This window comes from Micromonospora andamanensis, assembly GCF_016863495.1.
Lineage (GTDB): Bacteria > Actinomycetota > Actinomycetes > Mycobacteriales > Micromonosporaceae > Micromonospora > Micromonospora andamanensis.
Map to the genome: position 1 here is coordinate 38,821 of NZ_BOOZ01000004.1, position 22,472 is coordinate 61,292.

Below are 22,472 nucleotides of genomic sequence, written 5' to 3' on the forward strand. Positions count from 1 at the left end.
GCTGAATCGGGCGGGGGCACACCCGCGACCGGGACAGACGTACGGTGAGCGGATGTCGCTTGTCGATGCTGAGCTCGCGATCCGGGCGGCGCAGGCCGGTGCCGAGGTGGTGCGGTCGCACCACGGCACCGCGGTGGCCCGGTTCGCGAAGTCGGGTTGGGACTTCGCCACCACCGCCGACATCGAGGCGGAACAGGCCATCCTCGGCGTGCTGCGGTCCGCGCGACCCGACGACGCCGTGCTGGCCGAGGAGAGCGGACGCAGCGGGTCGGACCGGAACGGGCGCCGCTGGCTCGTCGATCCGCTCTGCGGGACGCTGAACTTCGCCGTACACACCATGCTCGCCTCGGTGAACGTGGCCCTGCGGGTCGGCGCGGAGGTGGTGGCGGCCGTCGCCGTGGACCCGTTCGCGCAGGAGGTCTTCTGGACCGACGGCAGCGTCGCCCGGATGCGGCACGCCGGTGCCGATCAGCAACTCAGGCCGTCGGCGGCATCCGGGCTGGTGGACGTCAATCTCGATCCGCCCTACCCGAACGAGCGGACGTTCCGGACCGCGCGGCTGTTGGCCGACGAACGGTTCGTCGAGCGCTTCCGGCCCCGGGTCGTGTCGACCACCTTGGCCTTGGCGTGGGTCGCGGCCGGCCGGCGCGCCGGGTACGTGACCGACGGCCACCTGCGCGACAGCGTGCACTTCGCCGCCGGCATCGCCCTGTGCGCGGCGGCCGGCTGCGTGGTGACCGGGCTCGACGGCCAGCCCTGGCACAGCGGCCGGGGCGGGCTCGTCGCGGCGGCCGACCCGGGTACGCACGCGGAACTGTTGGCACTCGTCGCGGCGCAACGGGATTCGGCCTAGCACCCGGGAGCGTCGGAGGCCCGTCAGTCGAGGCAGAACTCGTTGCCCTCGGGGTCGGTAAGCACGATGAAGCCGGCCTCGAGCGGTGGCGCGGGCTCGACCCGGCGTACCTGGGTGGCGCCCAACGCGACAAGCCGATCACATTCGACCTGCAACGCCGCCATGCGTTCCGCTCCGGCGAGCCCGGGCGCGGCCCGCACGTCGAGGTGCACCCGGTTCTTGACGACCTTGCCCTCCGGGACCTGCTGGAAGAACAGCCGTGGACCGTGCCCCTCCGGATCCTCGATGGCCGACCGGGTGTTGCGCTGCTCCGGCGGTACGCCGATCCGGGCGAGGAAGTCGTCCCACGCGGCCAGCGGGTCGGCTCCCTCGGGCAGGTCGACTCCGGGCGGGGCGGGATGCACGTAGCCCAGCACGTCACGCCAGAAAGTCGACAGCGCCGTCGGGTCGTGGGCGTCGAAGGTGACCTGGATGTGGCGGCTCATCGGGTTGCTCCAATCGGTACGCGTCCAGGCAGTCACCCTGCCAGGCAGGGCTGACAAATCGGTGCGCGACAGTGGTGGACGGGAGGTGCCCCGGCGGTGCAGATTCTCGGTAATCGCGTCAGAAACAACCTAGCAATCTCAACGTCATCGATGTTAGCGTTCCCAGCGAGCGCCTTCGCACTCGGCAAAGCGACCACAGCCGCACCGTTGTGATCGCCAACATTTTCCGGTGTCGGGTTGCCGGAGGCGGACGGTCGACCCGCGCGACCAACTGGGCGTTGCTGCTCGGGGACTGGCGATGGCCTCCGTTCTCCGGGGGCGGGGGTGGCGGAGGGCTACCCGGCGGTGAAATCCGTCCGATGTCTGCTGCGGCCTGAGCCTTGTTTGTGCTGTCCTGACGGAGTCCCGGGCGTTGACGTCACATGTCTGTAACCCCTAACGTCTGATGTCTAGCTGACGCACAGATCCACCACTTCCGCTCTGGACCATCACCCCCGCATGAACCCTTCAACGTCACGTCCGACAAGCGGCTCGTCGCGACCGGACCCGGTCGCGGCGAACCACCTGCGGTGACGTCCCGGACATGGAGGAACGACAATGAGAAACAGGGCACTGACGAGCGTGGGGCTGACGCTGCTGCTCGGCGTGTCGGCCACCCTGGCGGCCTGCGGTGACGACACGGCCGACGGGACCGGATCGGGCGGCTCGCAGGTCATCGGGGTGGACTACCCCCGCTCCGACACGGACTTCTGGAACTCGTACATCAAGTACGTCCCGCAGTTCGCCGACGAGCTGGGCGTCGAGGTCAAGACCACCAACTCGCAGAACGACATCGCCAACCTCATCTCGAACACCCAGACCTTCATCAGCCAGGGCGTCAAGGGCGTGGTGATGGCGCCGCAGGACACCGCCGCCATCGCGCCGACCCTGTCCCAACTGGACAGCAAAAAGATCCCGGTGGTCACCATCGACACCCGGCCGGACACCGGCAACGTGTTCATGGTCGTCCGCGCCGACAACCGCGCCTACGGGATCAAGGCGTGTCAGTTCCTCGGCACCAAGCTCGGCGGCAAGGGCAAGGTCGTCATGCTCCAGGGCGGCCTCGATTCGATCAACGGCCGGGACCGTACCGAGGCGTTCAACGAGTGCATGCAGAAGGAGTTCCCCGAGATCACCGTGTTCGGCGAGGCCACCGACTGGAAGGCCGACGTGGCGGCGTCGAAGCTGCAGACCCGGTTCGCCTCGGACCCGGACATCAAGGGCATCTACATGCAGTCCTCGTTCGCCCTCTCCGGCACCCTCCAGATCCTCAAGCAGCGGGGTCTCCAGGTGCCGCCGAGCGACCCGAAGCACGTCTTCGTGGTCTCCAACGACGGCATCCCCGAGGAGCTGAAGAACATCGGTGAGGGGCTGATCGACGCCACCGTCAGCCAGCCGGCCGACCTCTACGCCAAGTACGGCCTGGAGTACGTGCAGGCGGCCATCGAGGGCAAGACCTTCCAGCCCGGCCCGACCGAGCATGGCAGCACCATCATCCAGGTGCGCGACGGTCTGCTGGAAGACCAGCTGCCGGCACCGCTGGTGACGCTCGACGGCGCGCCGATCGCGGGCGAGCCCACCCTGAAGTTCGACGACTCGTCCCTCTGGGGCAACAACGCATGAGCCCCCTCCCGCAACGGTCGACCGACGGGCTGGTCGGCGCCGACCAGCCCGTCGTGGAGGCGGTGCACATCACCAAGCGGTTCGGATCGACAGTCGCGTTGGCCGACGCGGGGATCGTGGTCCGCCGGGGCGAGACGCACGCCCTGGTCGGGCGCAACGGCGCCGGCAAGTCCACACTCGTCAGCATCCTCACCGGATTGCAGGCTGCCGACAACGGCGCGGTGGCCTTCGCCGGGCGTCCGGCGCCGCCGCTGGGCGACCGGGACGGCTGGCGCAAGCGGGTGGCCTGCGTCTACCAGAAGTCCACGATCATCGGCACGCTCACCGTGGCGGAGAACCTCTTTCTCAACCGGCACGCCCGTGGGCGGGGCGGGTTGATCCGCTGGTCGCGGCTGCGCCGTGCGGCGGAGCAGTTGCTCGCGGAGTGGTCGGTGGAGGTCGACGTACGCCAGCCCGCGTCGACGCTCTCCGTCGAGCAGCGGCAGTTCGTCGAGATCGCCCGGGCGCTCTCCTTCGGCGCCCGGTTCATCATTCTCGACGAACCGACAGCTCAGCTCGACGCCGCGGGCATCAACCGGCTGTTCGCCCGGATCCGGGAGCTGCGCGCGCAGGGCGTGACGTTCCTGTTCATCAGCCACCACCTGCAGGAGATCTACGAGATCTGCGATCAGGTGACTGTCTTCCGCGACGCCCGGCACATCGTCACCGCCCCGGTGGCGCAGCTGAGCCGATCGGCGTTGGTCGCCGCGATGACGGGCGAGGACGTGACGATGCCCGAAGCCGACCACCGGCCGCTGCCCGCCGACGCGCCGGTGCTGCTGTCCGTACGTGACCTGGTCACCGCCTCGGGTGCCGAGCTGTCCGTCGAGGTGCGGGCGGGCGAGGTGGTGGGCATCGCGGGTGGCGGCGGCAGCGGCAAGGTCGAGGTCGCCGAGGCGATGGTCGGCCTGGCCCGGCCGGCTGGCGGGACCGTCGTCGTCGACGGTCGGGCGCTGCGGCCCGGCAGCGTGCCGGACGCTCTCGACGCCGGTGTCGGACTGGTGCCGCAGGACCGGCACCGGGAGGGGCTGGTGCCGCTGCTGTCCATCGCCGAGAACGTCACGATGACCGTCCCGGACCGGATCGGTCGGCGGGGTCTCATCTCGCCGGCCCGGCGGGACGCCCTGGCCCGGGACACCATCGCCGACCTGGCGATCAAGGCCGCCGGGCCGCGGGTGCCGGTCGCCGACCTCTCCGGCGGCAACCAGCAGAAGGTGGTGATGGGTCGGGCGCTGGCCAGTGATCCGAAGCTGCTGGTCCTGATCACCCCGACCGCCGGGGTGGACGTGCGCTCCAAGCAGACCCTGCTCGGTGTCGTCGAGGAGGTGCGCGGTCGCGGTACCAGCGTGCTCGTCGTCTCCGACGAACTGGACGACCTGCGGATCTGTGACCGCGTGCTTGTCATGTTCCAGGGCCGGGTCGTCCGCGAGATGGCCCACGGCTGGAGCGACAACGATCTGGTAGCCGCCATGGAAGGGGTGGATCTCCACCATGTCTGAGACGCTCTCCACCACCGCGCGGCCGGCCGCCACGCCGCCACCGTCCCCGCCGGGTTCGTCGTCACGGAGCCTGGCCATCGCGCGGCTTCGTGACCTGGCGCTGGTGCCGGCGATCATCGCGGTGGCGATCGTCGGGTCGATCGTCAGTCCGGTCTTCCTGAGCACCGACAACATCATCAACGTGCTGCAGAGCATGTCGGAGATCGCCATCGTGGTCCTCGCCCAGACCATCGTGCTGATCACCGGCAAGATGGATCTGTCGCTGGAGTCCACCTTCGGCCTGGCACCGGGTATCGCGGCCTGGTTGGTGGTGGATCCCGCGTTGACCCGGGGGCTCGGTCTCGACGTGCTACCGGACGCCTGGGCGGTCCCGGTGGTGCTGCTCGTCGGTGCCCTCGTCGGCGCGTTCAACGGGCTGCTGATCGTCCGCTTCGGCCTCAACGGCTTCATCGTCACGCTGGGCATGCTCATCGTCCTACGCGGGCTGCTCACCGGCATCTCCGGTGGCCAGACCTTCTTCATGCTGCCCGAGTCGATGACCTATCTCGGCTCCGCCACCTGGGTCGGGGTGCCGGCTTCGATCTGGCTGTCGCTGCTGCTGTTCGCCGCCGGGATCGTCGTTCTCGGTTACACCCGGGCCGGCCGGGCGCTGTACGCGATAGGCGGCAACGCCGACGCGGCCCGTGCGGCGGGTATCCGCACCGACCGGGTGCTCTGGCTGGCTCTCATCGTGGCCAGTGTGCTCGCGGCGCTGGCCGGTCTGCTGATCAGCGGCCGGCTCGCGGCGGTGCCGTCGGCCCAGGGCAGCGGTGCCATCTTCCAGGTCTTCGCGGCGGCGGTGATCGGTGGCGTCAGCCTCAACGGCGGCAAGGGCAGTGTCTTCGGCGCTTTCACCGGAGTCCTGCTGCTTTTCATGATCATTAACGTGTTGACGCTGGCCGGGGTGCCCGCGCAGTGGACGAACTTCCTCAACGGCACAGTCATCCTGGTGGCCCTGGTGGTCTCCCGCATCACCGGAGGTAAGGCACAGACGTGAGGCGGCGCGCCCGCCGGCCGGCCCATCGCGAGGCCGACAACTAGGCCCAACCCGGTCGACCCCTCAGGAGTTCTGGTGAGTGAGCGCATCTCGTCCGTAGAAACCATCGACGTACGGTTCCCCACGTCCCGGCATCGCGACGGGTCGGACGCGATGAACCCGTTCCCCGACTACTCCGCCGCGTACGTCGTCGTGCGGACATCGGCCGGCGCCGAGGGCTACGGACTCGTCTTCACCGTGGGCCGTGGCACCGACCTCCAGGTGGCGGCGGTGCAGGCGCTCGCCCCGATGGTGGTCGGCCAGCGGGTCGACGACCTGGTCGCCGATCCGGGTGCGCTGGCCCGCCGGCTCGTCGGTGACAGCCAGATCCGTTGGCTGGGACCGGAGAAGGGGGTCGTGCACATGGCCGCCGGTGGTCTGGTGAACGCGGTATGGGATCTCGCGGCCCGGCGGGCGGGCAAGCCGTTGTGGAAGCTGCTCGCCGACCTCACCCCGGAACAGGTGGTCGCCCAGGTCGACTTCCGCTACCTGCGCGACGCCCTCACCGAGGAGGAGGCGACGGCGTTGCTACGGGCCGCCGAGGGTGGGCGCGGCGAACGCGAGCAGCGGCTGCGGGCCGACGGGTACCCGGCGTACACCACCACTCCCGGCTGGCTGGGCTACGACGACGAGAAGCTGGCCCGGCTCTGCCGGGAGGCGGTCGAGGACGGCTACCGGCTGATCAAGCTCAAGGTCGGCGGGAACCTGGCCGACGACGTACGCCGAATGGGCATCGCCCGGCAGGCGGTCGGACCGGACATCCGGATCGCTGTCGATGCGAACCAGATCTGGGGGGTGCCGGAGGCGATCCGCTGGATGCGGGAACTGGCCGGGTTCGACCCGTACTGGATCGAGGAGCCGACCTCGCCGGACGACGTGCTCGGCCACGGCGCCGTACGGAAGGCGCTCGCCCCGGTCAAGGTGGCGACCGGCGAGCACGTGCACAACGCGGTCATGTTCAAGCAGTTACTTCAGGCCGATGCCGTCGACGTGGTGCAGATCGACGCCTGCCGCGTCGCCGGGGTGAACGAGAACCTGGCGATCCTGCTGCTCGCGGCGAAGTTCGGCGTGCCGGTCTGCCCGCACGCCGGGGGAGTGGGGCTGTGCGAGCTGGTGCAGCACCTGGCCATGTTCGACTTCGTCGCGCTCAGCGGCAGCACAGACGACCGGGCCATCGAGTACGTCGACCACCTGCACGAGCACTTCGTCGATCCGGTACGGGTCAGCGGCGGACGGTACCGCGCACCCGACGCTCCCGGGATGAGCGCGCGGATCCGGCCCGACTCGTTGGCGCGGTACCGCTTCCCGGACGGCCCGGAGTGGGTGGACGCGCCGGTGATGGCGGAAGCGCCGAGCACATGATCATCGACGCGCATCATCACCTGTGGCGGCCGGAACGCGGCTACACCTGGCTGCTGGAACCCGGCCTGGCCGCGATCCGTCGGCCGTTCACCCCGGCGGACCTGACCGTCGAACTCGCTGCCGCCGGGGTGCACGGCACAGTGCTTGTCGAGGGCGGCAGGTGCCACCCGGACGAGGCCGCCGAGTTCCTCGGCTACGCCGCCGACACCGGGCCGATCCTCGGGGTGGTGGCCTGGATCGACGTGGCGGCCGACGACCTGACCGCCACCATCGAGCGCTACCGCCGGTCACGTGGCGGCGAGTTGCTCGTCGGGCTGCGCTCACAGGTGCAGGGTGAGGCGGACCCGGACTACCTCGACCGGCCCGACGTGCGACGTGGCCTGGCCGGCATCGCCGCCGCCGGCCTCGCCTTCGACCTGGTGATCCGGGCCGACCAGTTGCCGGCGGCGGCCCGGGCCGCGCGGGCGGTCCCGCAGCTCCGGTTCGTCCTCGACCATCTGGGCAAGCCGCGTGTCGACGAGGGCGCTGCCGGGCTGCGGCGGTGGCGCGGACCGTTCGCCGCGCTGGCCGCCAACCCGAACGTCACAGCCAAGCTGTCCGGTCTGGTCACCGAGGCCGCGCCGGACTGGTCACCCGAAGATCTGCGGCCGTTCGTCGAGGTGGCGGTCGCGGAGTTCGGCCCGGATGGTCTGATGTTTGGGTCGGACTGGCCTGTCTGTCTGCTCAGATCGGGTTACCCGGGGGTGCGTCGGGCACTTGAGGCGGCGCTGCCGCCGCTGACGGCTCGGCAACGGCACGACATCTTCGCCGGTACCGCGCTGCGCGTCTACCAGCTGACCTGTCGGGGCGCCCGGCCCGAACTGGTGAGGCCGCCGGCATGAGCCCGACGGATTCCCGGCTCGCCCCCGCAGCGGGCTGCGCGCGGCGCCCCGGTAGCCGGCCGCCGGCGCGTCCCGGACGACCGCGCCCGTCGGCGGCTACCCGTCCGCCGACTTGGCGGCGAGCACCGTACGCAGCCACGCCTCGGAGGTGTTGACGTGCAGCAGGGCGCTGGCCTGGGCCAGCAACTGGTCACGCGCGCGCAGGGCGAGGTAGATCGTGTGATGCTCCTCGATCGTCTGGTGTGCCGCGTTGCCCTCTATCAACCCGCGCCACACCCGGGCCCGCAGGGTACGGCCGGAGAGCCCGTCCAGCAGCGAGATGAGCGTCTCGTTGCCGGTGGTGGCGACGACCGTGTGGTGGAAGGCGGTGTCGAACTGGATGAGCTTCTCGGCGTCGTCGGTGGCCGCCCGCATGTCCTCCAGGATCTGGCCCAGCTCGTCGAGGTCGGCGTCGGTCATCCGCAGCGCCGCCAGGCCGGTGGCCATCGGCTCCAGCAGCCGGCGCACCTCCATGACCTCCAGCAGTGTGTCGTCGCGCAGCAGCTCCACCGCGACACCGAGACCTTGCAGCAGCAGTCGGGGAGCGAGGCTCGTCACGTACGTCCCGTCGCCGCGCCGCACGTCCAGCACCCGAGCCGATTCGAGCACCTTCACCGCCTCCCGGACACCGCTGCGCGAGAGTCCCATCTGGGCGGCCAGCTGTGGCTCCGGTGGCAGCCGCGCCCCCGGGGGCAGCTCACCGCTCTGGATCATGCTCCGGATCTTCGCGATCGCGTCGTCGGTAAGTGCCATCGATGCCCCCTTCGGACCGGTCAGGCGCGCGCCGCCGACCCGGACCCGGGCCATGCGGCCGGCACCGGCGACCCCCACCACTATAGAGACATCGGACGTTTGCCTGCGACGCTGCCCGCTCGCCATGCGACTGCCGGAAACCAGGACCAACCGAGCCCAGCAGAGGATGTGACGTGCGACGTTACGGCATGGTGATTCGGCTCAGGCCGGAGTGCCGGGACACCTACCTGCGGCTGCACGCCGCGGTCTGGCCCGGTGTCGAGCAGACCCTACGCGCGGGGAACATCCGCAACTTCACCATCTTCCTGCACGGCGACCTGCTGTTCGGCTACTACGAGTACGTCGGTGACGACCACGACGCGGACCAGCGGCGGATGGCCGACGACCCGGAGACGCAGGCGTGGTGGAAGCTGACCGATCCGTGCCAGGAATCCCTCGCCGAGCCCGGGTCGGGGCACTGGTGGGCCCCGATGCAGGAGGTCTGGCACCTGACCGAGGAGGCGCCCTGACCTTTACATCTGATGATTGAGGTGGTGAATGCGCTCGCTCGGTACGCGGTCCGTCCGATCGGACTGCCGCCCGGGTGTGGTATCACCCTGTCCCAGGGCAAAGAAAAGCCTTGTGGCATCGGAAATTCCAACTCTCGACCACTCCGATCGTTAGTTAGATTGACAGTTGCCGATCGAGTGTGGTGACGGTAACATTCGCGAAACACATCAGACGTCTGGGCCGTTCTGGGCCTGCCGGCGATCAGTGAGGCTTCGCACGGCCGGATCGGTCACGGTTGGAGGATCGATGTCAGACCTGACTCGACGGCAGGCCCTCAAGATCGGCGCGGCGGGTGCTGGCGGAGCTCTGCTGCCGCTGCCCTGGACCGCCGTGGCCCGAGCGGATTCGGCGGCCCCGCCGCAGGTGCTCGCCGCCGGCGACCTGGCCCTCTGGTACGACGAGTCCGCCGGCACCGACTGGCTACGGGCGCTGCCGATCGGCAACGGCCGGCTCGGTGCCATGGTCTTCGGAAATGTCGACGCGGAGCGGCTGCAGCTCAACGAGGACACCGTCTGGGCCGGCGGACCGCACGATCCGAGCAACCCCCGTGGTCTGGGCGCGCTGGCCGAGATCCGGCGGCTCGTCTTCGCCAATCAGTGGATCCAGGCCCAGAATCTGATCAACCAGAACATGCTCGGCAACCCGGTCGGGCAGCTGGCGTACCAGACCGTCGGCAACCTCCGGTTGGCCTTCCCGACCTCCGGCGGGGCGTCGCAGTACGACCGACAGCTGGACCTCACCACCGCGACCACGAGCGTGTCGTACGTGATGAACGGCGTGCGGTACCAGCGGGAGACGTTCGCCAGCGCGCCGGACCAGATCATCGCGATGCGGCTGACCGCCGACCGGGCGGGTTCGATCACCTTCACCGCCACGTTCGACAGCCCGCAGCGGACCTCCGTCTCCAGTCCGGACGGCACCACTATCGCCCTCGACGGCGTCTCCGGCAATCAGGAGGGCGTCAACGGCGCGGTGCGGTTCCTGGCCCTGGCCAACGCCACGATCAGTGGCGGCACGGTGAGCAGTTCCGGTGGCACCTTGCGGGTGACAGGCGCGACAAGCGTGACCCTGCTGGTTTCGATCGGCTCCAGCTACGTCAACCACCGCAACGTCGGCGGCGACTACCAGGGCATCGCACGTCGGCACCTCACCGCCGCGCGGGCCAGCAACTACGACCAACTGCGCAGTCGGCACGTCGCCGACTACCAGGCGCTGTTCGGGCGGGTCAGTCTCGACCTGGGGCGCACCTCCGCCGCCGACCAGCCGACAGACGTCCGGATCGCCCAGCACAACAACGTAAACGATCCGCAGTTCTCCGCGCTGCTGTTCCAGTTCGGTAGGTACCTGCTGATCTCGTCCTCCCGGCCGGGCACCCAGCCGGCCAATCTCCAGGGCATCTGGAACGACTCGCTGACCCCGGCCTGGGACTCGAAGTACACGATCAACGCCAACCTGCCGATGAACTACTGGCTGGCCAACACCACGAACCTGTCCGAGTGCCACGAACCGGTCTTCGGCATGATCAGGGATCTCGCGGTGGCCGGCGCCCGCACCGCCCAGGTGCAGTACGGCGCCGGTGGCTGGGTCACCCACCACAACACGGACGCCTGGCGGGCCACCTCGGTGGTCGACGGTGCCTTCTGGGGCATGTGGCAGACCGGCGGCGCCTGGCTGGCCACCCTCATCTGGGACCACTACCTGTTCACCGGGGACGTCGAGTTCCTCCGGGCGAACTACCCGGCGATGAAGGGCGCGGCGCAGTTCTTCCTCGACACCCTGGTGACCGAGCCGAGCCTCGGTTACCTGGTGACCAACCCGTCGAACTCGCCGGAGATCGGCCACCACGCCGACGCCAGCGTGTGCGCCGGGCCCACGATGGACAACCAGATCCTGCGGGACCTCTTCGACGGGTGCGCCCGGGCGAGCGAGATCCTCAACACCGACGCCACCTTCCGGGCGCAGGTACGAGCCACCCGGGACCGGCTCGCGCCGAACCGCATCGGGTCGCGCGGCAACATCATGGAGTGGCTCTACGACTGGGTCGAGACCGAGCGGTACCACCGCCACATCTCGCACCTCTACGGGCTGGCGCCCAGCAACCAGATCACCCGGCGGGGCACCCCACAACTGTTCGAGGCGGCCCGACGCACCCTGGAGATCCGGGGCGACGACGGCACCGGCTGGTCGCTCGCCTGGAAAATCAACTTCTGGGCCCGGATGGAGGAGGGCAACCGGGCCCACGACCTGATCCGCTTCCTCGCCACCCCGGCCCGGCTCGCGCCCAACATGTTCGACCTGCACCCGCCGTTCCAGATCGACGGCAACTTCGGCGCCACCGCCGGCATCGCGGAGATGCTGCTGCACAGCCACGTCGGCGAGCTGCACATCCTGCCGGCCCTGCCGGCGGCCTGGCCCAGCGGACGGGTCAGCGGCCTGCGCGGCCGGGGCGGTCACACAGTCGGCATCACGTGGAGCAACGGCCAGGCCACCGAGATCCTGGTCCGGCCGGACCGGGCCGGCACCGTCCGGCTGCGGGGCCGCATGTTCACCGGCAACCACACGGTGGTCGACGCCGCCGACGGTACCCCGGCCCGGACCACGAAGGTCGAGAACGACCTGATCGAGGTCACCGTCGTGGCCGGGCGCACCTACCGGGCCACCGGGTCCGGCGGCGTGCCCACCGCGCCGCCGTTGGAGCAGAGCTTCACGAACGTCAGCACCACGAACGACAACAACACGGGCGCCGGGAACTTCGACGGTAACGGCGCCACCCTCTCCGCCCAGGCCCTGGCCCAGGCCGGGGTCACCCCGGGCAGCACGGTGAGCCGCAACGGGGTCACCTTCCGGTGGCCCAACGTGGCCCCGGGTGGCGCCGACAACGCCATCGCCTCAGGGCAGTCGATAGGGGTGACCGGTACGGGCCGTACGCTCGGCTTCCTTGCGACCGGCACCTACGGAGCCGTGTCGGGCACCGCCGCCGTGGTCTACGCCGACGGCACCCGGCAGACCTTCACGCTCAGCACCCCCGACTGGTACGGCGGACCGCACGCCGGTGGCACCGCTGCCGTGGTGATGGCGTACCAGAACCGGCCGGGCAACCAGCGGCAGAACACCGCCGCCTGCGTCTACTACGTCGGGGTGGCGTTGCAGAACAAGGCGGTGGCCCGGGTGGAACTGCCGAACATCAGCGCACGGCCGGCGGCGAACGTCCCGACCATGCACATCTTCGCCATCGCCATCGGCGCCTGACGGTCGCGGGCGGATCTCCGGATCGGGCGGAGCCGCCCGGCAGGCTCGCCGGCCACGACATCCCTGTCGCGGCCGGCGAGCCGGTGCGGTGGCCAGGAACGTGGCCCGGGTCGCCGCCGGGACCTGGCCGCGACACCGCCGACGTTCCTGGCCACTGCGCCCAGGGCCTATCCGGCCGGGCTCACTTTCGCTGGGCCAGCAGCCACTGCAGGATGCTCCGGTCGTCGTACGTCGGGCCGTAGGCGGCGTGGTAGTCGGGCAACGAGAACGCCTCGTTGCCGTACTCGGTGTAGTGCAGCAGCTCGGCGACCTGCTCGGGCGTCCTGCCCTGCGCCTCGTACGCCGGCCGCAGCGCCGCCCGCGAGTTGCGGGCCAGCGAGATGTTCAGCAGGTGGTCGTTGACCCCGTGGGTGATCCACAGCGGGATCTCGGCGGCGGCGATGGCCGTCGCCTGGCTGGCGCTGACCTGGAAACCACCGGTCACCAGGCCGGCGGTGAACAGGTCGGGACGCTTGGCGAACGCCTCCCACAGCAGCCGCGAGCCGTACGAGACGGTGGTGGCGTACACCCGCCCGGTGTCGACCGCGTGGTCCTTGCTGAACTGCTCGACCAGCTTGACCAGCAGGTCCGCCTCGGCCACGTCGCCGACCCGCTGGTTCTGCGGGGCGAGCACGATGACGTCCCCCCGGCTGCCGGTGACCTCCGGCCGCAGCCAGGCGGTCGCCGGGATGTCGGCGGCGATCTGCACGCCCGTGTTGTCGCCGTCCCAGCCCATGCCGTGCCCGGGCAGGACCACCATCAGCGGGTACTTCCGGCCGGCCTGGTAGTTCTTCGGCAGGTGGTAGTGGTACGGCAGCACCATGCCGCCGCTGAGATACGAGCCGTAGCGGAACTCGTCGACGAGCAGGTTCACCGGTGCCTCGGTGACACCGTGCGAGGTGCGCGGTGCGCCCTTGGCCAGTACCGGCCCGGCGCCCTTGCCCTTGCCCGGCTGGGCGTGCACGTCCTTGCGCTGGGTCACCCGGGTCGGCAGGTCCGGGTTCACCTTCACCGTGCACAGGAAGGTCGGGCACTTGGAGACGATGACGGTCCAGCCGGCGTTCTGGTCGGGGTCCAGCTCAACGATGACGTAGTTGCCGGGCACGGACCGCCGGTCGGCGCGGACGGTGGCGGTGCTGTTTGTGTACGTGTGGGTGATCGTCCGCTCGGTCAGCTTGGGCAGGTCCTCGATGGGGTTGAACCGGAAGTTGTAGCTGGTGTCGGAGACCGAGAAGGTCGAGTTGTCGAGCTTGCGGGGGTTGACCGTGCCGCCGTACTCGACGGCGACGGCGGAGACCTTCTGGCCGTAGGTGTAGACCGTGGTGATGGGGGTGACGCTGCGGATGCCACCGGTACCGCCGCCGTGATCCCTGCTCGCGGCATAGGCGGCGGTGCCGGACGTGGCCAGCAGCAGCACCGCAGCGACGGAGACGAACGTCCTGCGCAGTCTCATCGGCCCTCCTCGTGGGACGCGTCCGTCTGGTCCGGCTCGCGCCGGAGCGGCAACTGCCGAGCTCTGAAACAGCGGGCGCTAAACTGATTTAGCAGAGCATCGGTGCCGCTGTCGTAGATGTCAATGCCGGGTTGGTAACCGGATGGAAACCCAGTGTTCACGCCGTGCGACGACGGCACCGTGCCACGGTGATCGCGCGCGGCGCGCAGGTCCGCAGTGGACGGAGCGGGGTCGCGGGGTGTTCGCCGGCCCGGGCTTGCCGTATTCTCTGACGTCGATGAGCGTCGCTCGGCCGGGGGCGCGACTCCGCGGTCGGATCCCGTGATCACCCGCTTGACCTGCGGCGACTCGGCCACTCGGTGGAGTGGGGCGTTCGTTACGAGACCGTGACCGCGGTATTTCCAACCAGGTGTTGACCTAGGCATTGTGAGCGCTAACACTTGGGCCCCAAGTGCGACCCGCGCAGCCGGTGCGACGGCGCGAGTTCCAGATTGGGGAAGCCAGTGAACAGAAGAGTCCTGGCCGCTCTCGGTAGCGCCGCCCTGGCGCTGAGCATGGCGGCCTGTAGTGGCGACGGTGCCGGCAGCGGCGGTAACGACAGCGACACGCCCGCCGACCTGACCATCGGCGTGTCGATGCCGACCCAGACCTCCGAGCGGTGGATCGCGGACGGCAACTCGGTAAAGGAGAAGCTGGAGGCCAAGGGTTACCAGGTCGATCTCCAGTACGCCGGTGACGACATCCCCACCCAGTCCCAGCAGGTCGACCAGATGATCACTCGGGGTGCCGACGTGCTCATCATCGCGGCGATCGACGGCACGGCGCTGAGCGGTCAGTTGCAGGCGGCGGCCGACGCGGACATCCCGGTCATCGCCTACGACCGGCTCATCCGGGACAGCCCGAACGTCGACTTCTACGTCAGCTTCGACAACTACAAGGTCGGTGTCGCCCAGGCGACCGCGCTGCTCGTCGGCCTCGGGGTGCAGACCAAGGACGGCGCGAAGGGCGAGGCGAAGGGCCCGTTCAACATCGAGCTGTTCGCCGGGTCGCTCGACGACAACAACGCCCACTTCTTCTTCGACGGCGCGATGGACACCCTCAAGCCGTTCATCGACGACGGCACCCTGAAGGTGACGTCCGGGCAGACGAAGATCGAGCAGGTGGCGATCCTGCGGTGGCAGCAGGAGGCCGCGCAGAAGCGGATGGAGGACCTGCTCACCTCCAGCTACAACAGCGGCACCAAGGTCGACGGCGTGCTGTCGCCGTACGACGGGTTGTCGCGGGGCATCATCACCGCCCTGCAGAACGCCGGCTACAAGGGAGCGGACTTCCCGGTGGTGACCGGCCAGGACGCCGAGATCGCCTCGGTCAAGCTGATCGACGACGGGGTGCAGAGCTCCACCATCTTCAAGGACACCCGGCTGCTGGCCGAGCAGGCCGTCATCGCCGGTGAGGCGTTCCTCACCGACAAGGCGCCGGAGGCCAACGACACCGAGACCTACAACAACGGTGTCAAGGTCGTGCCCTCGTACCTGCTGCCGGTGCAGACGGTGTACAAGGACGACATCAAGCCGGTCCTGATCGACTCGGGCTACTTCACCGCCGAGGAGGTCGCCGCCGGCCAGGCCGGCTGACGGCGTTGCCCGGGCCCGGTGGCGTACCCGCCACCGGGCCCGGCACCACCCCTGCCACACACGACGATCTGGAGGCTCAGGATGGTGAGCACTGACGACAACATCCTCGAGATGCGTCGCATCACCAAGACCTTCCCGGGCGTGGCGGCGCTCCAGGACGTCACCCTCGCCGTACGTCGTGGGGAGATCCACGCTATCTGCGGCGAGAACGGCGCCGGCAAGTCCACCCTGATGAAGGTGCTGTCGGGGGTCTACCCGTCCGGCAGCTACGACGGCGAGATCCTGCTCGACGGCGAACCGGTGCACTTCAAGGGCATCCGGGACAGCGAGAGCCGGGGCATCGTCATCATCCACCAGGAACTCGCCCTGGTCCCGTACCTGTCGATCGCCGAGAACATCTTCCTCGGTAACGAGCAGCGCGGGGCCGGCGGGCTGATCGACTGGAACCGCACGAACGCCGAAGCGGCGCGGCTGCTCGCCTCGGTGGGGCTGGCCGAGAACCCGGTGACGCCTGTGGTGCAGCTCGGCGTCGGCAAGCAGCAGCTGGTGGAGATCGCCAAGGCCATCTCCAAGAAGGTCCGGCTGCTCATCCTCGACGAGCCGACCGCCGCGCTCAACGACGTCGACTCGGCCCACCTGCTGAGCCTGATGCGCCGACTGCGCGACGAGGGCATCACCTGCATCATGATCTCCCACAAGCTCAACGAGATCACCGCGATCGCCGACTCCACGACAGTGCTGCGCGACGGGCGGACGGTGGAGCGGCTCGAGATGGCCTCCGGCGAGGTGACCCAGGAACGGATCATCCGGGGGATGGTCGGCCGCGACATCGACAGTTTCTACCCCGACCGGGTGTCCACCCCCGGCGAGGAGGTGCTGCGCATCGAGGACTGGTCGGTGCGACATCCGACCCAGGACCGGCTGGTGGTCGACGACGCGAACCTGAACGTGCGCGCCGGCGAGGTGGTCGGTATCGCCGGCCTGATGGGCGCCGGGCGGACCGAACTGGCGATGAGCGTCTTCGGACGCTCCTACGGCCGCGACATCACCGGCCGGTTGTTCGTGCACGGCCGGGAGGTCAGGGCGCGCACCGTCGCCGAGGCCATCCGCAACGGCATCGCGTACGCGACCGAGGACCGCAAGCGTTTCGGCCTGAACCTGATCGAGGACATCCGGCGCAACATCTCGGCGGCCGGCCTACGTCGACTCGCCCGGTTGGGTTGGGTGAACGACAACGAGGAGATCAAGGTCGCCGAGTCCAGCCGGCGCGACATGAACATCAAGGCGCCGAGCGTGATGTCGGTGGTGGGCAAGCTCTCCGGTGGCAACCAGCAGAAGGTCGTGCTGTCGAAGTGGCTGTTCACCGATCCGGACGTGCTGATCCTGGACGAACCGACCCGGGGCATCGACGTCGGGGCGAAGTTCGAGATCTACACGATCATCAATCGGCTGGTGGCCGACGGCAAGGCCGTCATCATCATCTCCTCCGAGCTGCCGGAGCTGCTCGGCATGTGCGACCGCATCTACACGCTGTCGGCAGGCCGCATCACCGGCCAGGTGCCGGTCGCTGAGGCGACCCAGGAGAAGCTCATGGAACTCATGGCGAAGGACAAGGAAAGCGTCGGATGACCAGCACCAGGCCTTCCTCGGCGGACAAGAAGTCGGCCGAGAGCGCTCCCGCCGCCGCACTGCATGTCGGCACCAGCGACCCACGTACGCTGATCATGAACAATCTGCGGCAGAGCGGCATCTTCGTCGCCCTCGTCGTCATCGTCGCCCTGTTCGCGTTCCTGACCGACGGTCTCTCGCTGAGCCCGGGCAACATCACGAACATCGTCCTGCAGTACTCGTACATCCTGGTGCTCGCCATCGGCATGGTCATCGTGATCATCGGCGGGCACATCGACCTCTCGGTCGGCTCGGTGGTGGCGCTCACCGGCGCGGTTTCCGCGGTGGTCGTCATCCGACAGGGCCAACCGTGGTGGGTCGGTGTGCTGGCCGCCCTGGCGGTGGGTCTCGCGGTCGGCGCCTGGCACGGCTTCTGGGTGGCGTACGTCGGCATTCCCGCGTTCATCGTGACCCTCGCCGGCATGCTGCTCTTCCGCGGCCTCACCCTGCGGGTGCTTGACAACATCTCGCTGTCGCCGTTCCCGGCCGAGTACAACAGGATCGCGGCCGGATTCCTCAACGGTCTGATCGGTGGTGACGGCTATGACGCCTTCACCCTGCTGATCGGCGGCATCGCGGTGGCCGGCTACGTGGTCAGCTGCTTCCGCACCCGGGCCGCCCGCGTCCGGTACCAGCAGCCCGTCGAGTCGTTCGCGTTGTTCGTCGCCCGGATGGCGCTCGTCGGTGCCGTGGTCATGTGGTTCGCCTGGCAGCTCGCGCACGCCCGTGGCCTGCCGATCGTGCTGATCATCCTGGCCGCCCTGGTGCTCGTCTACGGGCTGCTCACCCGGCGCACGGTCTTCGGCCGGCAGGTCTACGCGATCGGTGGCAACCTCTCCGCGGCGATGCTGTCCGGCGTGAAGGTCCGTACCGTGAACTTCTGGATCTTCGTCAACATGGGCTTCCTGTCCGCGGTGGCCGGCATCATCTTCTCTTCCCGCTCCAACGGCGCGCAGCCCGCGGCGGGCAACATGTTCGAACTCGACGCGATCGCCGCCGCGTTCATCGGTGGTGCGGCTGTCACCGGCGGCGTCGGTACCGTCGTCGGCGCCATGGTGGGCGGGCTCATCATGGCGGTGATGAGCAACGGCATGCAGCTGATGGGTGTGGACCAGTCCTTGCAGTCGGTGGTCAAGGGCCTCGTGCTGCTGGTCGCCGTCGCCTTCGACGTCTACAACAAGCGCCGGGCCGGCGCGAGCCGCTGAGCAAGACCGTCGGGCACCCCCACGCGGGTGCCCGACGGTCTCCGGTCAGCTCCGGCCGGCGGACCGACGCCGGCCCGCCGGCCGCGCTTGACGTCGCGTCGCGATGTGGAAACACTCCCTCGGGTCGGCTCCGCGGCGTCCGGAGGTTCGATTGGTCCAGGAGGAGATCCGCCGGCACAACGCCGGCACGCTGCTGCGGCACGTGCATCTCCGTGGCCCGTTGTCCCGGGCGGAGCTGGGCGAGCGGATGGGCCTGAACCGCAGCACCATCAGGGCGCTGACCGTCGAGCTGAGCCGGGTCGGCCTCGTCGATGAGGAGTCACCTGGGGACACCGGCCGCGCCGGCCGGCCGTCACTCGTGGTCCGGCCGGCGTCCGACAGGTGCTACGTGCTGGCCTTCGATGTCGCGGTGGACCGGTTGGTCGCCGCCCGCGTCGGGCTCGGCGGCGCCATCCTGGACCGGCGGGAGGCGGTGCGTCCACGCGCCGGTCCGGACCTGCACGACGTGGTGGCGGTCCTCGCCCGCTTCGGCCGGCAGTTGCACCGGGCGGCACCGTCGGGGGCGAGGTGCGTCGGGGTGGGCGCCTCGTACTGCGGCATGATCCGGCCGGGCGACGGGATGGTCCGGTACGGGCCCGATCTGGGCTGGGTCGACCAGGCGTTCGGCGACGAACTCGGCAGCCGCCTCGGCCTCGGCCTGCCGGTGGCGGTGGGCAACGAGGCCCACCTCGGTGCTCAGGCGGAGCAGCAGCGCGGCGCGGGGGTCGGCCTCGACGACCTCATCTACCTGCACGGTGACGTCGGCGTTGGCGGCGGCATCATCGTCGGGGGGCGGCTGCTGGGTGGCGACGGCGGCTACGGCTGCGAGTTGGGGCACATGGTGGTCAATCCGCACGACGGCCGGCCCTGTGGTTGCGGCTCGTACGGTTGCCTGGAGGCGGAGGTCGGCGAGCGCGCCCTGCTCGACGCCGCCGGTCGGCCCGCCGAGCTGTTCGGGCGCGACGCGGTCCGGTCCGTGGCCGACGACGCCGACCGGGGGGATCCGGCGGCGCGGGAGGCGCTGCGTCGGGTCGGGGACTGGCTCGGCATCGGGGTGGCGAATCTGATCAACCTGTTCAATCCCGGCATGGTGGTCTTCGGCGGGATGCTGTGCGACCTCTATCCGGGGGCCGCCGCCCAGGTACGCGCGCGGATCGCCCGCCACGTGCTGCCGGTGGCCCGGGAGACGGTCCGGCTGCGCACCGCGGCCCTCGGCGACGACGCCACCCTGGTCGGTGCGGCGGAACTCGGGTTCGCCGCGCTGCTCGACGATCCGCTGACGGTGCTGACGCGACAGGTGCCGTCGCGCGTCGTCGTGCCCTCCTCCGCACCGTCGGTGCCGGGTGTCCAGCCGGGACGGCGGGCCTGAACGACGGCGGGCCGGCGCCCAGAGCGCTGTCGATGCGGTGGGACCGGGGTAGCCGAGTGGGCGGTGTGCCTGCGACCATGCAGTCCGTTACGGAGCTGTTGCCGGGAGGTGTCTTGACGTCATCGGATGTGAGCGTTAACACTGAGGTCCGTCATCGGCCGGAGGTGAAGATGAGCGGTGTGGCAGCGGGCGACAAGTACGTCGTCGGCGTCGACTACGGCACCCTTTCGGGGCGGGCCCTGGTGGTCCGGGTCCGCGACGGTGCCGAGCTGGGGACCGCGGTGCACGAGTACCGCAACGCGGTGATCAGCTCAGCGCTGCCGGACGGAGGCACGCCGCTGCCGCCGGACTGGGCGTTGCAGGACCCGGAGGACTACCGCGACGTGCTGCGCCACGCGGTACCGGCGGCGGTGGCCGCCGCCGGGGTCGACCCGGGCGACGTCGTCGGCATCGGCATCGACTTCACCGCCTGCACCGTGCTGCCGACGCTCGCCGACGGTACGCCGCTGTGCGAGGTGCCGGAGCTGCGCCAGCGACCGCACGCCTGGGTGAAGCTCTGGAAGCACCACGCCGCCCAGCCGCACGCCGACCGGATCAACGCGCTGGCCCACGAGCGTGCGGAGCCCTGGATCGGTCGCTACGGCGGCAAGATCTCCGCCGAGTGGCAGTTCGCCAAGGGTCTGCAGATCCTGGAGGAGGACCCGGAGGTCTACCACCGGGCCGAGCGGTTCATCGAGGCGGCGGACTGGATCGTCTGGCAGCTGTGCGGTGTCGAGACGCGCAACGTCTGCACCGCCGGCTACAAGGGCATCCGTCAGGACGGCAACTACCCGTCGGCGGACTACCTCACCGCGCTCAACCCCGGTTTCGGTGACTTCGTCACCAAACTGGACGGTCCGCTGATGCCCCTCGCCGCGAGGGCCGGTGGACTGACCGCCCGCGCCGCGGCCTGGACCGGGCTGCCGGAGGGCATCGCCGTAGCGGTCGGCAACGTCGACGCCCACGTGACCGCTGCCGCCGCCCAGGCGCTCGATCCGGGCCGGCTGGTGGCGATCATGGGTACGTCGACCTGTCACGTGGTGAACGGCACCCACCCCGCCGAGGTGGCCGGGATGTGCGGCGTGGTCGACGGTGGCATCAGCTCCGGGGCCTGGGGCTACGAGGCCGGGCAGAGCGGCGTCGGCGACATCTTCGGGTGGTTCGTCAAGCACGCCGCGCCGGCCGGCGTCGACTCGCACGAGCGGCTCACCGAGCTGGCCGCCGCCCAGCCTGTCGGCGCGCACGGTCTGGTCGCGCTCGACTGGTGGAACGGCAACCGGTCGCTGCTTGTCAACCACGATCTCAGCGGGCTGATCGTCGGATTGACGCTGGCCACCCGCCCGGAGGACATCTACCGGGCGCTGCTGGAGGCGACGGCGTACGGGACCAGGATGATCATTGAGGCGTTCGTCGAGGCCGGTGTGCCGGTCGACGACCTGGTGATCGCCGGTGGGCTCACCTCCAACGAGCTGCTGATGCAGATCTACGCCGACGTGACAAACCGACCGTTGGGCATCATCGGCTCCGCGCAGGGGCCGGCGCTCGGCTCGGCGATCCACGCCGCCGTGGCCGCCGGCGCCCACCCCACGATCCACGAGGCGTCGCGGGCGATGGGTCGGATAGCGGCGGCGGTCTACCAGCCGGACCCGGACCGGGTACGCGCGTACGACGCCCTCTACGCCGAGTACCGGGCGCTGCACGACCACTTCGGTCGCGGGGCCAACGACGTGATGCTGCGGCTGCGGGCGATCCGTAACGCGGCGGTGGAGTCCGCGACGACGCCGCAGGAGGTGTTCGCGTGAACGTCGAGGTGACCCGACAGATCAGCGAGCTGCGCGAGAGCGTGGCCCGGCTGCACGGGGAACTGACCCGGTACGGCCTGGTCGCCTGGACGGCCGGCAACGTCTCCGCGCGGGTCCCCGGCCACGACCTCATGGTGATCAAGCCGAGCGGCGTCGACTACGACGACCTGTCGGCCGGCAACATGGTGCTCTGCGACCTCGACGGCCTGCCTGTCGAGGGAGAGCTGTCGCCGTCGAGCGACACCGCGGCGCACGCCTACGTCTACCGCGCCATGCCCGAGGTGGGCGGCGTCGTGCACACCCACAGCACGTACGCCACCGCCTGGGCCGCGCGCGGCGAGTCGATCCCCTGCCATCTGACCGCGCAGGCTGACGAGTTCGGCGGGGAGATCCCCGTGGGCCCGTTCGCCCTGATCGGCGGCGACGACATCGGCAAGGGGATCGTCAGCACCCTCACCGGGCACCGTTCGCCCGCGGTGCTGATGCGTAACCACGGCGTCTTCACCATCGGGCGTAACGCCCGTGCCGCGGTCAAGGCCGCGGTGATGTGCGAGGACGTCGCCCGGACCGCGCACCTGGCGCGCGCGCTCGGGCAACCGGTGCCGATGGCGCAGGCCGACATCGACGCCCTCTACGACCGCTACCAGAACGTCTACGGCCAACGTTCTTCCTGACCGTCCCCGGCCAGCCGGAGACGCCTTGCACCAACCGACGCACAGATCCCCACCACGAGCGCCGACCGCTCCCGCACCGCCGCGGCCGGCGTGGACAACCGCAC

The 22,472-nt window shown here is 69.9% G+C and carries 17 protein-coding genes; 14 read left to right on the top strand and 3 right to left on the bottom strand.

Annotated features, from left to right (window positions below; genetic code table 11):
* The first annotated feature begins 52 nt into the window (after positions 1 to 52).
* Entirely contained in the window at positions 53 to 853 is an 801-nt protein-coding gene (locus tag Van01_RS05025) for an inositol monophosphatase family protein (RefSeq protein WP_204000850.1), read from the top strand.
* 23 nt (positions 854 to 876) lie between these two features.
* Here the strand turns inward: Van01_RS05025 and Van01_RS05030 are convergent, their stop codons facing one another.
* On the bottom strand, positions 877 to 1,338 hold the full coding sequence (locus Van01_RS05030) for a VOC family protein (RefSeq protein ID WP_204000854.1): 462 nt from the start codon (positions 1,336 to 1,338) through the stop codon (positions 877 to 879).
* Between the two features lie 597 nt (positions 1,339 to 1,935).
* Between Van01_RS05030 and Van01_RS05035 the strand changes: the two genes are divergently transcribed.
* The 5 genes from Van01_RS05035 (at position 1,936) to Van01_RS05055 (ending at position 7,856) form a co-directional block, all read left to right on the top strand.
* Entirely contained in the window at positions 1,936 to 3,000 is a 1,065-nt protein-coding gene (locus tag Van01_RS05035) for a sugar ABC transporter substrate-binding protein (RefSeq protein WP_204000857.1), read from the top strand.
* Positions 2,997 to 4,538, top strand: a complete 1,542-nt coding sequence (locus Van01_RS05040) for a sugar ABC transporter ATP-binding protein (RefSeq protein WP_204000860.1) — start codon at positions 2,997 to 2,999, stop codon at positions 4,536 to 4,538. Before Van01_RS05035 ends, Van01_RS05040 begins: the two co-directional genes overlap by 4 nt.
* On the top strand, positions 4,531 to 5,574 hold the full coding sequence (locus Van01_RS05045; RefSeq protein ID WP_204000863.1) for an ABC transporter permease: 1,044 nt from the start codon (positions 4,531 to 4,533) through the stop codon (positions 5,572 to 5,574). Before Van01_RS05040 ends, Van01_RS05045 begins: the two co-directional genes overlap by 8 nt.
* Before the next feature lie 72 nt (positions 5,575 to 5,646).
* A complete protein-coding gene (locus Van01_RS05050) occupies positions 5,647 to 6,975 on the top strand; it encodes an enolase C-terminal domain-like protein (RefSeq protein WP_204001932.1) in 1,329 nt (442 codons plus the stop codon).
* Complete coding sequence (locus Van01_RS05055) at positions 6,972 to 7,856, top strand: amidohydrolase family protein (RefSeq protein WP_204000878.1); 885 nt, start codon at positions 6,972 to 6,974, stop codon at positions 7,854 to 7,856. Before Van01_RS05050 ends, Van01_RS05055 begins: the two co-directional genes overlap by 4 nt.
* A gap of 96 nt (positions 7,857 to 7,952) precedes the next feature.
* Here the strand turns inward: Van01_RS05055 and Van01_RS05060 are convergent, their stop codons facing one another.
* Entirely contained in the window at positions 7,953 to 8,648 is a 696-nt protein-coding gene (locus tag Van01_RS05060) for a FadR/GntR family transcriptional regulator (protein ID WP_204000881.1), read from the bottom strand.
* 173 nt (positions 8,649 to 8,821) lie between these two features.
* Here Van01_RS05060 and Van01_RS05065 point away from each other — a divergent pair, with 173 nt between their 5' ends.
* A complete protein-coding gene (locus Van01_RS05065; protein ID WP_204000885.1) occupies positions 8,822 to 9,157 on the top strand; it encodes an L-rhamnose mutarotase in 336 nt (111 codons plus the stop codon).
* Between the two features lie 286 nt (positions 9,158 to 9,443).
* Positions 9,444 to 12,446 (top strand): glycoside hydrolase family 95 protein, encoded by a 3,003-nt coding sequence (locus Van01_RS05070; RefSeq protein ID WP_204000888.1) that lies wholly within the window; start codon positions 9,444 to 9,446, stop codon positions 12,444 to 12,446.
* A gap of 181 nt (positions 12,447 to 12,627) precedes the next feature.
* On the opposite strand, the gene Van01_RS05075 is transcribed toward Van01_RS05070, so the two are convergent.
* Positions 12,628 to 13,938 (bottom strand): hypothetical protein, encoded by a 1,311-nt coding sequence (locus Van01_RS05075; protein ID WP_204000891.1) that lies wholly within the window; start codon positions 13,936 to 13,938, stop codon positions 12,628 to 12,630.
* Between the two features lie 503 nt (positions 13,939 to 14,441).
* Between Van01_RS05075 and chvE the strand changes: the two genes are divergently transcribed.
* The 6 genes from chvE to Van01_RS05105 all read left to right on the top strand — a co-directional run bounded on the left by chvE (position 14,442) and on the right by Van01_RS05105 (position 22,368).
* Positions 14,442 to 15,572, top strand: coding sequence for a multiple monosaccharide ABC transporter substrate-binding protein (gene chvE / locus Van01_RS05080; RefSeq protein ID WP_239093891.1), 1,131 nt, complete (start codon positions 14,442 to 14,444; stop codon positions 15,570 to 15,572).
* 81 nt (positions 15,573 to 15,653) lie between these two features.
* Entirely contained in the window at positions 15,654 to 17,201 is a 1,548-nt protein-coding gene (mmsA, locus tag Van01_RS05085; protein ID WP_204000894.1) for a multiple monosaccharide ABC transporter ATP-binding protein, read from the top strand.
* The gene (gene mmsB / locus Van01_RS05090; protein WP_204000897.1) at positions 17,198 to 18,445 is read left to right on the top strand and encodes a multiple monosaccharide ABC transporter permease; all 1,248 of its coding nucleotides are present in this window, start codon (positions 17,198 to 17,200) and stop codon (positions 18,443 to 18,445) included. The genes mmsA and mmsB overlap by 4 nt, the downstream gene beginning before the upstream one ends.
* 151 nt (positions 18,446 to 18,596) lie before the next feature.
* Entirely contained in the window at positions 18,597 to 19,853 is a 1,257-nt protein-coding gene (locus Van01_RS05095; protein WP_239098856.1) for an ROK family transcriptional regulator, read from the top strand.
* Positions 19,854 to 20,023: 170 nt separating this feature from the next.
* Positions 20,024 to 21,694, top strand: a complete 1,671-nt coding sequence (gene araB, locus Van01_RS05100) for a ribulokinase (RefSeq protein WP_204000903.1) — start codon at positions 20,024 to 20,026, stop codon at positions 21,692 to 21,694.
* Positions 21,691 to 22,368 (top strand): L-ribulose-5-phosphate 4-epimerase, encoded by a 678-nt coding sequence (locus Van01_RS05105; RefSeq protein ID WP_204000906.1) that lies wholly within the window; start codon positions 21,691 to 21,693, stop codon positions 22,366 to 22,368. Before araB ends, Van01_RS05105 begins: the two co-directional genes overlap by 4 nt.
* Positions 22,369 to 22,472: the final 104 nt, after the last annotated feature.

What these genes read in the sequence shown, in the direction of transcription:
- Van01_RS05025 (WP_204000850.1), top strand. Translation starts at nt 53, where the DNA reads ATGTCGCTTGTCGATGCTGAGCTCGCGATCCGGGCGGCGCAGGCCGGT.
- Van01_RS05030 (WP_204000854.1), bottom strand. Translation starts at nt 1,338, where the DNA reads ATGAGCCGCCACATCCAGGTCACCTTCGACGCCCACGACCCGACGGCG.
- Van01_RS05035 (WP_204000857.1), top strand. Translation starts at nt 1,936, where the DNA reads ATGAGAAACAGGGCACTGACGAGCGTGGGGCTGACGCTGCTGCTCGGC.
- Van01_RS05040 (WP_204000860.1), top strand. Translation starts at nt 2,997, where the DNA reads ATGAGCCCCCTCCCGCAACGGTCGACCGACGGGCTGGTCGGCGCCGAC.
- Van01_RS05045 (WP_204000863.1), top strand. Translation starts at nt 4,531, where the DNA reads ATGTCTGAGACGCTCTCCACCACCGCGCGGCCGGCCGCCACGCCGCCA.
- Van01_RS05055 (WP_204000878.1), top strand. Translation starts at nt 6,972, where the DNA reads ATGATCATCGACGCGCATCATCACCTGTGGCGGCCGGAACGCGGCTAC.
- Van01_RS05060 (WP_204000881.1), bottom strand. Translation starts at nt 8,648, where the DNA reads ATGGCACTTACCGACGACGCGATCGCGAAGATCCGGAGCATGATCCAG.
- Van01_RS05070 (WP_204000888.1), top strand. Translation starts at nt 9,444, where the DNA reads ATGTCAGACCTGACTCGACGGCAGGCCCTCAAGATCGGCGCGGCGGGT.
- Van01_RS05075 (WP_204000891.1), bottom strand. Translation starts at nt 13,938, where the DNA reads ATGAGACTGCGCAGGACGTTCGTCTCCGTCGCTGCGGTGCTGCTGCTG.
- mmsA (WP_204000894.1), top strand. Translation starts at nt 15,654, where the DNA reads ATGGTGAGCACTGACGACAACATCCTCGAGATGCGTCGCATCACCAAG.
- mmsB (WP_204000897.1), top strand. Translation starts at nt 17,198, where the DNA reads ATGACCAGCACCAGGCCTTCCTCGGCGGACAAGAAGTCGGCCGAGAGC.
- araB (WP_204000903.1), top strand. Translation starts at nt 20,024, where the DNA reads ATGAGCGGTGTGGCAGCGGGCGACAAGTACGTCGTCGGCGTCGACTAC.